Below are 11,362 nucleotides of genomic sequence, written 5' to 3'. Positions count from 1 at the left end.
TTTTCTGAGGTGTTCTACACTCGTTTGTGTCAGGGCGGCAAGGCGCCTGCCTTGGTTTTTGTGGTGTTGCGTAGATCGAGCGCCGCCCGCGCGGCGCATCGCGAGCAAGCTCGCTCCTACATTTGTTTCGGGCCAATTATTTCTGGGGCAGACGCGCACGCCCCCTTGGCGCTCACCTCGAAATCGTGGGGAACAGACAGGGCGGTCGCGCGCAGGCACAGCATCGCGAGCAAGCTCGCTCCTACATTTGTTTCGGGCCAATTATTCCTGGGGCAGACGCGCGCGTCCCCTTGGCGCTCACCTCGATATCGTGCGGGACAAACAGGGCGGTCGCGCGCGCAGGCACAGGCGATACTGGCCCGAAACAAATGTAGGAGCGAGCTTGCTCGCGATGCGCCGCGCGGGCGGCGCTCGATCTATCAGGCGCTGAACCTCTTCCGGCGAACATCCCGCAACTCAACCCATTTCCAACGCCTACAAAAAAGCCCGCCGAAGCGGGCTTCTTGCGGCACGGCAATCAATCAGTCATCACGACCCATGATGCCAAACAACTGCAGCAGGCTGACAAACAGGTTGTAGATCGACACATACAGGCTGATGGTCGCCATGATGTAGTTGCGCTCGCCACCATGAATGATCGCGCTGGTCTGGAACAGGATGCAGACCGACGAGAACAGCACGAAGCCAGCGCTGATTGCCAGTTGCAGGCCGCTGATCTGGAAGAAGAAGCTGGCAACGACAGCACCCAGTAGGACGAAGAAGCCAGCAGTGATGAAGCCGCTCAGGAAGCTCATGTCCTTGCGGGTGATCAACACGTAGGCCGACAGACCACCAAATACCAGCGCGGTCATGGCAAAGGCGGAGCTGACCACCTCGGCGCCACCGGCCATGCCGAGGTAACGGTTGAGGATCGGGCCAAGGATGAAGCCCATGAAACCGGTAAGCGCGAAGGTGGACACCAGGCCCCAGGCCGAATCACGCAGTTTGTTGGTAAGGAAGAACAGCCCGTAGAAGCCGATCAGCACCACGAACACGTTCGGGTAGCCGACGCGCATCTGCTGGGCAACGAAAGCCATGACACCGCTGAAGGCGAGGGTAAGCGCCAGTAGGCTATACGTGTTGCGCAGGACCTTGCTGATCTCCTGCTGCTCGACCTGCTGGCCGTGGTGGACGGCGTAATCCTGTTCGCGCATGGCGACACTCCTTGGTAAACCTGTGGTTTCGGACGTTCAGATGCTAGGAGTCTACCATTGCTCCTGCAACCCGCGACACAGAGAGTTTGACAGCGTGTTTCATTAAGGTATTATGGCGGCCGCAAAACGAGCTGGAAGCGTGGCCGAGTGGTTTAAGGCAACGGTCTTGAAAACCGTCGATGGGCAACTATCCTAGAGTTCTTATCTTAGGCGGTTCCCAGATGCGCACTACACCTTCCCCAGCTGTACCTGCATCGGGAAATTGGCAGAGTGGTTGAATGCACCGGTCTTGAAAACCGGCGAACGTGAGAGCGTTCCCAGGGTTCGAATCCCTGGTTTCCCGCCATCATTAATGAAATAAGGGCCTTGAGCGATCTTGGCCCTTTTTTCATGCCTGCTCTTCCCTTGCGGTTTATGACATTCAGTCCCCCTGGGAGGCTCAGAATCCAAAGAATGCAACTACTCAGCTGCGTACTACTGCCAACTGCTGCGCACTCTAAAAAGGGCTTGGCTCCAGCTGCATATTTGGGGAGGCCCCGAAATCTCTGGTCTCAAGGGGCGTGAGTCTCAGAGTTATCTGCGGGAAGAGATCTGTCAGGGCGGTTTCCTCTGAGCACCTGAGCGCGGCGATCACCACTCTCCCCATTCCGTCGTGGCAGAGCTCTTAACTACCCCCGCGGGCTGCTGACTGCCTAAACGACCTAGGTGGCTACCTTGCGCTCCAGTGAGTCGAAGTGGTGCCAATGGCTAAAGTCGAATCACCCCGAAAATTGTCGCTGCACCCCTCAGTACTCCTACAGACCCAGATCAGCCCCGAATTTGAAATCGCGGAGCTCTTTGGGCACATCCTCAAAAGCGATGTCGAGCAGGAGGTGTCGCGTAAATTGCCGGAATGGATGGAGGTCTATTGGAATGCCCATTCCGTCGTAGTCCGACAGGCGATCCATAGACGCGACCCCGAACCGAATTCCGTTGTCCTGCGAAACCTTCATGAAGGCATCGAATAGTGCTGCGGCATGCCTCTGAGGTAAAGCTGATAAGTCGAGTGATACATCCTGGCTTGGTTGATCATCAATAAAGTCGAAAAAGAACTCGCTGACCCTCAGTGCGATCGATTGCGGCGACAGAGATCTACAAGCGATTTCGATGATCTGCATGTCTTGCAGCACCACGCAGAGCTGCTCGCTCCGGACGTCCTGTACCATTACCTTTGCTCATTTGATGTGGGAAAAGTGAAGGCGGGTAGTGTACCTGATGAGTGCAATGGCTCAGGTTGATCAGGTGGCGTTAGCTGGCCAATACCTGTGCCTCCTGCAGGCCACGCCACCGACTCTAGGACACAGGGGCTAAATAGCCTTTAACGCTGGGTAGAGCGTTGCGGGCTGAGATACGACCGATCTCTCAACGATTTCGCTCATCATCGCATCGCTCCGGCCCGCGATGGCATTATTGAGCAGGCGGACAAGCACGGTAGCGCTGCTGATCCAGAGCTTGAAGTGCCTTTGCTCCACCATAGGATGCCTGGCAAGCAAGTCGTTGAGCTCCTCTTTGCCGTAAACGCTCACGGGGCAAGAGGCGCCATGCGCCGTGATCAGCTCTTCCTTCTTTAATTTCGAAAGCGGATGCGAGACCACCAGAATGTACCATTCGGGCTGAAGGGTAGCGACCTTGGGCGCTTCCGATGAACGCAAGTGCGCCACAAGTTTAGAAAAAGGCGTAGCAGTCCAGTGCTTGGCCTGGAGGATCTACTCGCCACCGTTAGGGCTGTGATAACGGCCATCAACCCCACCGTCTCGACCGGCTTTGAAACGCTCAAAAACGAACGCCTTCTTACACGCTCGACTACTGCGACAGCTGCTACAGCCCGGAGGGGCGTGCCCCATATTTTCGACTCGCTGCAGTCGTATAGAACTGACCCTGTGGGGCTGCTCAGCACCTGGGAGCATGCGCAGCTGGAAAAGCTGTTGAGCGACGCGTAGCCGACCATGGGAGACCGACTGGGGCTGGGTGAGCAGGGTGTTGTAGAAGCCTCGGCCTGAGCTCGAGAGCAATCCGACTCTTGCGTTTTGATAGCCATCGCGGCAGGGGCTGCAGGTAATTTCCGTCCCTACCGCGACGGCACCACATTCCAACCACGCAAGGCATTTTGGCGAACGCCTACACCAAATCCCCCATATTTTTTGGGTAATGATGGATAACGGGCAATTTGTGGCGTTACTAAAAAGCGCCATTGGTTACTGGAAGGGCGAGGCGAGCGTGAGGGCGCGACCACAAGGTATCCACTGTAGTGTCTCGTCGGTCGATTCTCGTGCTGTAGCGGTTGTCCTCAAGATATGAGGATAGCCCTCCACGACTGTCGCTCAAGTTAAGGCTGCCGGAGAATATATTCAGCAGCCTGATTCGATGACGCCCACGAAGTGCGCAGGGAGCCAATCATCGCTGCTCAGAGCGAATGTACTCGCGTAACTCAATCCCGACGTCGCACAGCTGAGCGAAGGCATGAAGCATCTCGCCTTGCTGCTTTTCGTTGATCAGCTGCATTGCAAGAAGCGCATATAAGAATCCAGCAAACTGCCGCCGGATGTCGTTTTGCGACCATTCGGCAGTGAGGTTATGCAAAATATTTCCCAGGATTTTTTCGGCGTTAGGGCCCTTCATCGTCCCCATCGCGGTAATCAGTGAGTTGATTATCTCAGCGCGCTTGGCTTCGTAGTGCTCACCGATTTCCACGACCTTTTTCTGGCGGAGCGCCTCGTCAGAGGGTCTTTCTGTGCCGCGCTCGTAGATCGGTACGCTGGTTCCGTCTGGCAGGTGCGCGGTAAGGCCACGAATTTCGATGCCCTCATACCATGTAGACGGCAGCTCTTTAGAGCCTCGACCGCGTGGAAGGGAGAGCTTGCCTTCGACTGCCTGGCGGTTACCGTGATTTCGGCCATTAATGTGGCCGTTTGCGGGTGCGGGACAAACCTTGCCATCATGCAACAGCAGGTCGTGCAGCAATGGGTGGTCGATACGGTAGTACTTGGTCGAGTCCATTTTTTGTTGCATGGTGGTTCCTTCACTAGTGTGACGCGACCCACTCGCGTCTTTTCAACGCGTAGGTGCTGTCGCAGGCGGTGGCAGAGCAACCGGGCTTTCACGCCCTGACATTCATGAGTTTCAGGCAGTCGGTACCATACCAAGCTGTCGATGTCGCTGGTGTGTTCCTTGGCTGTTTTGGACTGAGGTGTAAACCATTTTTTTGATGTGTAAACCTCTTTGCTTTACACGTCAAAAAATTGGTTTACAGGCTCCCGAGATGGCTAAGTCAGGTCGATACACGATCCACCCAGGGTGGCTAATAAAATCAGGCAAGGGGCGTACATGTTTGAAACTGTAATGGTCGAATGCCATGGCGAGCGCCATTCTGACTTTGATCTTCAACGTATCGTGAGGGCGAAAAACCAAGCTTTCGCCAAGCCAGTTACGGCGTACCTCACGGGCGTAATCATCCAGGCGCGAGCTGCCGTTGGCGTAGTATTCGGACATGTTAGACAGGACTCGCTAGGTCGTTTTGCAGATGGCCACATCATTCGCACATCCGATGTGGTGGACGTAGCAAAGGAGGGGCGGTTCTGGGTGATTACGACTGAAAACAGCCGGTACGTCATCGCTACATTTCGGTCTGATGGGGGGCGTCAGAGTCTGCGGGATTTTCGACGTCTGGCCGTCAAACTGACCTACCTCACAGCCAACAATCTGCATTGAAGCGGATCGCCAATGATCAACGTACGCCAGATAATTCTTCGGTATTCATACGCTTTGAGCACAAACGGAGGATTGTATCCCAGCAGCCGAGAATCATGAGCGAAGGTTTTGAACTTCAAGGTTATTGGGGCCTGACGAGCCACGTCGTCGGAGCTGGCAGCTTCGCCGTTGGGGTACGCCCCATCCCGTGAACCGATACAGGTGTGGCGAGACCGATTGTGCGGTATCGACAACCGGTTGCGGGCCCAAAGCACGGCCTGGAACAGACTATCTCCCTCGTCATCCAGGATAGGTTGAGCTTTCTTGATGATGTAGTTGCTTGCGGCGGCGGAAAGTCCGACCAAAAGCTCGGCCTCTTCGAACGACGGTACTTAGCCTTCACGCAGATGCCTGCTGTGTTCCGAGGCATACCCCCATGCTCTCGACACGGCCTGATCGAGGGGCTGGGGGGCAGTGATCCGTGTTTCGTTAGGATATCGCCTGGATTTGCTTTTTCATCGCCGGAGTATCGGCAAAAGCTGGTATCCACTGATGCCCAGTTGGCCCGTGTTGACCTGACGGCCAGAGAGCGTCGTCGTCTGGAACGTAACCGTGACGAGTTGCCCGATCGCTACCATCTGGTCACCTCTCCTGACGACACATACAGGAGGTGAACACAGTAGCGGCGCTGCTCAAAGCCGGCGCGCATGCCCTCAAAAATCTGTTCAAATAATCGTTCAGAACGTCAGTAAACCGATCTGCCGATAAACACTGCGCCTGCCATCGGCGGTAGCACCCACAGATACGGCATTCTTTCTGGCTGCTACTTCGGCTAGCCCTTGAAGCCGCGGCAGCGCGGCTTTTCGTCCGTGCTACTCTTGCCGCCGTGTGCAGTCGCTCCGAGTAATAGGGATGTTCAACCTACTGGTAGCCGGTCATAGCGAGATGTGGGAGACCCAGCCGTATTCGATGGGCCTGGGCCGTTTCAAGGAATACAGCGGGCTTGAGGCTGCGGACATCAACCCGGCTAACCCTGAATCATTACGTCGGCTGGAAGAAATCCCCGCTTTGCTGATGTATGAGGTGGGTGTCGGTGGCCCACATGCAAGGGTGGTTCGGCATGGGCGGATACGCAATATAGTTCGGAGAGGAAGCGAACTCGCCTTTGATTTTGAGCCCGACGAACAGCATGCCTACCTAGAAAGGGCAGGAGTTCTGAGCGTGTCCGATCAATTGGGCATGGCTCAATTTGAGCAGCATCGAACTCACTGGGCGGTCAAAGATGGAGATCTTCCCGCAGAGTTAATTGCGACCGGAACTCCTGAGCGCTTGGCCAGATCAGTCACTGTCGTTGCCGCTGAATACACTGAAACGCAACGTGAACGCTCACGTATGGCCCCCGCACTCGTTGAGGAGCTGGCAGATTTTCCCGCTTCGCTTGAGAAGGCAATGGCCTTGCTCCCCGCACGGATGTTTCGTGACCCTACACCTGAACTTTTTCCGATTCTGGGCATTGAGCCTCGAACAGCGGAAGGACGGCGCGCTCTGGAGGCCGTCCTACAGCGCGACGCCGCAGGGCAAAACCTACCTGAAGATTGGCAATTTTCCCTCGCGTGGTTCTTAAGTCTTTACGGCAGTCCAACTGAGAAGGAGCGTCTTGATGAAGCGCTAAGCTGCTGCGCTCGCCGCCTAATAGAGCTTGGCGGGGAAGAGGATCAGGGAGGCCGAATCGAAGACATTGGCCATGCGCTCTGGCGTTGCAGCCAAAGCCGTATAGTCGTGGCGCGCCTGCGTAGGGAGACTGCGGTTCTTACCGACCGATTGATCCGTCGACAAGACTTGTCTGGCTGTTGGGGGGCTGAGCCGGATCAGCCCGGAAGCGTTCGCATCACTGCATACGCTACTGTTGCTTTGCAGCGATTGGGCGATGACCGGTATCACGAAGCTATTGGCAAGGCTGTCGCTTGGCTACTCACACGTATCTTGCCGCATAGTCATAGCTTCCCTCGAAATGATGGCGACGAAGAGCCTGATCTAGTCAGTACTGTCCTCGCGCTGGAGGCTATTCGAAGATCGGATCAGTCAGGCGACGTTCCGCACGTGCTTGAAGCTGGTGAGTCTTGGCTGCTCTCACAGCAGTCAGATTTGGGAGAGTGGGAAGCAGAACCGTGGACGACCGATTTCACTGTCAGCGTGATTTTGTCCTACCTGACCACTAAGACGCAGATGCTTGCCCAGGTTGACGGTTTCTTGCTGATGGCTAGGGACTTTTTCAGGAAGGCCGAAGAGTTGCAGTGGGAGGGTGGCGCAAACAATCGCAGGCTTGCCGCCATTGCTACCGTCCACGCTGTCGAAATGTTCCTCTACGGATTATTTGAGCGGCGAGAGGATTTGGCGCTCTCAGCATTTAAGGAGAATGGTACCGAAACGCTTGGCCCCAGGGAGGCGCTGAGGGCGTTGCAGGATGCGCTCCAGCGTATTGGCGTGATAACAGCCCCCCAGCGTTTGCCGCATCGCGATCAGCTCAGTTCTTTGGTCGGTCGCCGAGATGGAATCATTCACCGCGCCCATGAGGTGAGCGCAGCTGAGCTATCTGATGGCATTCGAGATGCTCGAAAATTTATAGATCGCTTCTCCAAGCAGCTGCTGAATTTAGATTTGCTTCAATAAGTTTGGGGGCTACTGCCCCCTATTTTTAATTAGTGCTCACTCTTGTTAACAAAATATTCGAGTCCATGATTTTCTACGTATGGTGTCCGACTTCATCGCAAGTGAAAACACAAAAAATTCATATAGGTGGGGTATGACGGGTAGCTTCAATTGCTTTTCGTTCTCATACTCCATCGCCTCGTGAGCGATATAGCTTAAGGCGTCATACAGGGGCCTGATGAACTGGACGATTTCCCAGACTAGGTGCGGTGCGGTTTTCTGTATTACATGCATTCTCCAACAGTCGTCGAACAGTGTCATAGGGTGGCCGTCGAAATCGAACTTTGATGAGTAGCCTACTAATCCTGCTCGATCAAGCTGATGCATGACCTGTTCGGCTGATTTGTTGAGCTTCGAGTACCCTATCTTAGCTTCTGCGACCTCTATGCAGATGGAATACCAGTCTCCGAGCGGGCCGCGATCTGCGGTCGTGTTGTTTAGCTCGCGGAGGTTGTAATAGCGTGCCTTGTTAGCAAATTTCTCCAGGAAATCGAGAATTTTCTCCTCAATGCTGTCGGTTGTTGGTGCCTCCACTTTTCCGTGCCCCCATTTGTTTCTCACGGATAGTGCGTGCAGATAAGTAGGTTTAATATTGTGCCCGTATTTCTTGCGTAGCTCATCGTCAGTTGGAGGATTGTAGTTATTTTCAAGCATGTGATTTGTGATTATCACAAGCTTTAAAATTCGCTCTATACCAATAGTTAGCTGGAAAAATGCCGAATAAAAATTGCCTACTGTTCTCTCGTCTAGGTTGGCCTTTAGAAGCAGATCGATTCCTGAGAGGAGTGACGCTCTAGCTAAATGGCCTTCTTGCTGCAACAGCGTAAACGTACGACTGAAACGTAAATCTCGCATGGAGTCCATCCCAGGTTGGCAGTGGTTGCACTTGAGGGTAGTAGGTCGCGAGGCAGAAAATCCAGTTATCCATGCAGGATACCTTTCGTATCCGTTCGCCCGTTAAGGCAGTGGCTATATGTGTCAGCGGGGGAAGGCTGGTGCAAGGGTAATGATGCCCCAGGCGAAGCTCCAGCCAGCTTGAAGCAGAGCATGCGGCGCCGGAATTGATCTCAACGACGTATGTCGCAGTCAAACCACAGTCGCTGCAAGCCAGCCTCAAACGCCCCTCATAGCATTAGAGTACAAAGGTACTCTTTGCCTCCAAACCCCTGCATTGGCGCTTGATTGAACGGATCACCCGGCACCGCCATCAAGGCCTGATCAAGGCATCCTTAGCGCGCGGTGCTCCAAGGAGCAGATCTACAAGGCATTCAGAACCGATGCTCATTTTTTCGCGCAAATGCGAGAGCGTTCTCGGCTGGTGCAACAACGGGGAAGGGGCGAATAATGCCGTTCGCTTTGCGTGTCTTGCTGATTGCGTCGCCGCTTACTCCGCATGCAATCTAAAATAAGAGGCAGCTTCCCGTGAGGGAATAACGCGCCTAGAGATAATCTGCTAACAAGGAGGCATGAAAATGTCCGCCAACAATATACGTGCTCTAACTACCAAGGCTCGAGCGGACACGAATGTGTGGTTTATCAGAAGTCGTCTGTCCCCCGCCCACAAACGGCTCGTAAGGCTCAGTCAATTCCAGGCGATAGGTTGGTTTTTCACGGTGGTAGACTCTATGGCCAAAGGTTCCTACCTAGACCAGTTAAATGCGATGTACGCGTTTAACAGAGAGGTCGAACAATTTAATTTGGGAAATTTTGCTGAGTTCCATCTACTGACTTCCGCAACTTGGAGTGATAGAGTAGTTGCAGCTTGGTGTTTGATCGGTGCGGAACAGCGTGCGATTGCCAAGCAATTTGTGGCAGACGAGGCACACAACTTTTGGTCTGACACGCAGTTCTGTAGTCCTGGTTGGGACGAGTATGTTCAAGCGAGGGGCACCGCTATCAACGCAGGCGAGACGGAGCGCTCTCAGTTTGATATCGTCAGTTTTGTTGGTCAGCGTGCCCGTGCCCGTCTTGTTTTTGCGCAGTAGAAAATGATGCCGGTGATGTTGCTGTGCACTCAGCCGGAACGCCCTCTTCACCTGCGGACGGGAAGTCTCGTGATGGAGAACTGGCTCCCGCTGCAGTTTTCAATCTTGGACAGGATGATTGCCCAGGACGCCGGATATGTGGAGGGGCGGAGAATGCCGTCCGTTTTGGCTGGCCCACCGGGGCTTGAGATAGACACCAGATTGGGCGAACTGCTGCTAGGTTTTCCAGGCAGCTACCCCTGAGATCAAACCCTGCTTCGCAAGCTGTTGCCGCCATGCAGCTTTGAAAGCGAGTCAAGGATTTCCATTGAAGTGGATTGTGTTTCTTGCTCGCCAATCCAGCGTTGCAGCCTCAAACCAGTTAGCTCCTTGAGGTGACCTGTTTTAGCTTCATGGAATACGGGCACCGAGTCGAGAGCACGCGATTCGGTGGCGACCACCAACTCTTTGGCATGCTTGGCTTGCCAAATGAAATGGCTAAACATCAGCTCCATATGAATCCAAGGAGACCCCGTTTTGTCTTCGTCTTCGATCGAGTGCTGTGTGGACAGGGAGTGGTCGGTGTTCAAGAAGAACAGTGCGGTGGAATCGCTAATCATTTGCTGCAGAGCTGTCGCTAGGATCATGTACACATGGGCGGTCGAGCGATTGCGCAAGTTGTAGTGATAACTAGCTTCACCCTCGATTTTACAATGCTTCTCATCGATTGCCTTTAGAAGGTCGTATGCCGATCCCCAGACCGTAGAGTCGATGAAGGCTGTTATTCCTTTCTTTTTCAGCTCAAGCGCGAGTTGGATCGCCAGATCTTGATCCTGGTAGGAATGGGATATGAAGATGTCGCATCGTTGCGCCGGAAATAGGTGCTTGATGACGGTTTTGGCATCAATGCTGACGTTGTCTTTCAACAGGTAATCTTTGAGCTTGACCGTTGAGGCTTTAAGGTTGCTCTTGATGTCATTGACCTCCCTAGTGATAGGGAAGTGATTGGGGTTTATGTCAATGTTGAAGCCGTATTCCATTTAGTGGTTATCCTTTACCGAAAGTATTGTCTGGATCGTGCCTTGGTTTCGAAGGCTTCACTGACAGATTGCGTTCGCTGTTTAGCCCAATTCCCAGGCGATGGGTAAACAGGCCAACGTAGTCCAGCAGCTCGTCGTAATCTTTTTCGTCGGGTGGAAGGAAGCGATCAATCGTGGCGGAAGCGCCACCGGGGCTGCGGAGCGTGATCACATTTGCTTGGGGATGATCCCCCTTAAACTGCAAGTGCTCCGCGAGGATACCTTGTTGCCCGCCGATGAAGACCGCGGCCTCGAACTTGTGGTGGCTGAACATGGCTCTTCTCATGAGATCCAGACTCGACTGCCGGTCGCCAGTTGAATCTACTTCAATCAAGTTTTCAAACCTGAAATTCACCTTTGGAGCTACCTTTGCGAAGTATTTCGACTGGTAGATCGTCACGGCAGCTCTGTTGTCGACTCCTAGATCCTCGCAGACCGCGAGAATGAGAGGGGAGATTGTGGGATGACCACCAAATACGAGGTGTTTACGACCCACTACGGTGTACAGGAATGTCCGAAGCGCTGCCTGGATCAGCATCGGATCACATTGTTCATAGAAACTGTTATCGCTGCTTGGAACGCTGGCAGATAGGAAGATTTTGCCCATATAGTTGGCCTCAGAATTAGCTGTATAGAGGGATGCGCTGGTTCAGGCGTGTGCCCGATCTCAAGCTGTCGAGTGATCATTCAC

At 54.0% G+C, this 11,362-nt stretch carries 10 protein-coding genes and 2 tRNA genes; 5 read left to right on the top strand and 7 right to left on the bottom strand.

What is annotated here, in order from left to right:
* Positions 1-521 precede the first annotated feature (521 nt).
* Complete coding sequence (locus ACF8EA_RS25030; protein ID WP_003251184.1) at positions 522-1,193, bottom strand: Bax inhibitor-1/YccA family protein; 672 nt, start codon at positions 1,191-1,193, stop codon at positions 522-524.
* Positions 1,194-1,326: 133 nt separating this feature from the next.
* Between ACF8EA_RS25030 and ACF8EA_RS25025 the strand changes: the two genes are divergently transcribed.
* A tRNA-Ser gene (locus ACF8EA_RS25025) sits at positions 1,327-1,412 on the top strand.
* A 37-nt stretch (positions 1,413-1,449) separates the two neighbouring features.
* Positions 1,450-1,539 (top strand) — tRNA-Ser (locus ACF8EA_RS25020).
* Between the two features lie 448 nt (positions 1,540-1,987).
* On the opposite strand, the gene ACF8EA_RS25015 is transcribed toward ACF8EA_RS25020, so the two are convergent.
* From ACF8EA_RS25015 to ACF8EA_RS25005, 3 genes are all read right to left on the bottom strand, one after another.
* Complete coding sequence (locus tag ACF8EA_RS25015) at positions 1,988-2,398, bottom strand: hypothetical protein (protein WP_392523626.1); 411 nt, start codon at positions 2,396-2,398, stop codon at positions 1,988-1,990.
* 141 nt (positions 2,399-2,539) lie between these two features.
* On the bottom strand, positions 2,540-2,884 hold the full coding sequence (locus tag ACF8EA_RS25010) for a hypothetical protein (protein WP_392523625.1): 345 nt from the start codon (positions 2,882-2,884) through the stop codon (positions 2,540-2,542).
* Between the two features lie 742 nt (positions 2,885-3,626).
* A complete protein-coding gene (locus tag ACF8EA_RS25005) occupies positions 3,627-4,241 on the bottom strand; it encodes a hypothetical protein (protein ID WP_392523623.1) in 615 nt (204 codons plus the stop codon).
* 315 nt (positions 4,242-4,556) lie between these two features.
* Between ACF8EA_RS25005 and ACF8EA_RS25000 the strand changes: the two genes are divergently transcribed.
* A complete protein-coding gene (locus ACF8EA_RS25000) occupies positions 4,557-4,940 on the top strand; it encodes a hypothetical protein (protein ID WP_392523622.1) in 384 nt (127 codons plus the stop codon).
* An 891-nt stretch (positions 4,941-5,831) separates the two neighbouring features.
* On the top strand, positions 5,832-7,589 hold the full coding sequence (locus tag ACF8EA_RS24995) for a hypothetical protein (RefSeq protein ID WP_392523620.1): 1,758 nt from the start codon (positions 5,832-5,834) through the stop codon (positions 7,587-7,589).
* A 45-nt stretch (positions 7,590-7,634) separates the two neighbouring features.
* Here the strand turns inward: ACF8EA_RS24995 and ACF8EA_RS24990 are convergent, their stop codons facing one another.
* A complete protein-coding gene (locus tag ACF8EA_RS24990; protein ID WP_392523618.1) occupies positions 7,635-8,447 on the bottom strand; it encodes a hypothetical protein in 813 nt (270 codons plus the stop codon).
* A 653-nt stretch (positions 8,448-9,100) separates the two neighbouring features.
* On the opposite strand from ACF8EA_RS24990, the gene ACF8EA_RS24985 reads away from it, so the two are divergent.
* Positions 9,101-9,613: a hypothetical protein gene (locus ACF8EA_RS24985; protein ID WP_392523617.1), complete on the top strand. Its 513-nt coding sequence runs from the start codon at positions 9,101-9,103 to the stop codon at positions 9,611-9,613.
* Between the two features lie 245 nt (positions 9,614-9,858).
* On the opposite strand, the gene ACF8EA_RS24980 is transcribed toward ACF8EA_RS24985, so the two are convergent.
* A complete protein-coding gene (locus ACF8EA_RS24980) occupies positions 9,859-10,632 on the bottom strand; it encodes a hypothetical protein (RefSeq protein WP_392523615.1) in 774 nt (257 codons plus the stop codon).
* A 7-nt stretch (positions 10,633-10,639) separates the two neighbouring features.
* On the bottom strand, positions 10,640-11,278 hold the full coding sequence (locus tag ACF8EA_RS24975; protein ID WP_392523614.1) for a hypothetical protein: 639 nt from the start codon (positions 11,276-11,278) through the stop codon (positions 10,640-10,642).
* Between the last annotated feature and the right edge of the window lie 84 nt (positions 11,279-11,362).

Origin of the sequence: Pseudomonas sp. YQ_5 (assembly GCF_043103305.1) — a bacterium.
GTDB classification, from domain to species: Bacteria; Pseudomonadota; Gammaproteobacteria; order Pseudomonadales; family Pseudomonadaceae; genus Aquipseudomonas; species Aquipseudomonas putida_Y.
Note: the sequence above shows the minus strand (reverse complement) of the source record. Positions and strands in the feature narration are given on the sequence as shown.

Coding starts and splice junctions, on each gene's coding strand:
- ACF8EA_RS25030 (WP_003251184.1), bottom strand. CDS start 1,193: ATGCGCGAACAGGATTACGCCGTCCACCACGGCCAGCAGGTCGAGCAG.
- ACF8EA_RS25015 (WP_392523626.1), bottom strand. CDS start 2,398: ATGGTACAGGACGTCCGGAGCGAGCAGCTCTGCGTGGTGCTGCAAGAC.
- ACF8EA_RS25005 (WP_392523623.1), bottom strand. CDS start 4,241: ATGCAACAAAAAATGGACTCGACCAAGTACTACCGTATCGACCACCCA.
- ACF8EA_RS25000 (WP_392523622.1), top strand. CDS start 4,557: ATGTTTGAAACTGTAATGGTCGAATGCCATGGCGAGCGCCATTCTGAC.
- ACF8EA_RS24995 (WP_392523620.1), top strand. CDS start 5,832: ATGTTCAACCTACTGGTAGCCGGTCATAGCGAGATGTGGGAGACCCAG.
- ACF8EA_RS24985 (WP_392523617.1), top strand. CDS start 9,101: ATGTCCGCCAACAATATACGTGCTCTAACTACCAAGGCTCGAGCGGAC.
- ACF8EA_RS24980 (WP_392523615.1), bottom strand. CDS start 10,632: ATGGAATACGGCTTCAACATTGACATAAACCCCAATCACTTCCCTATC.
- ACF8EA_RS24975 (WP_392523614.1), bottom strand. CDS start 11,278: ATGGGCAAAATCTTCCTATCTGCCAGCGTTCCAAGCAGCGATAACAGT.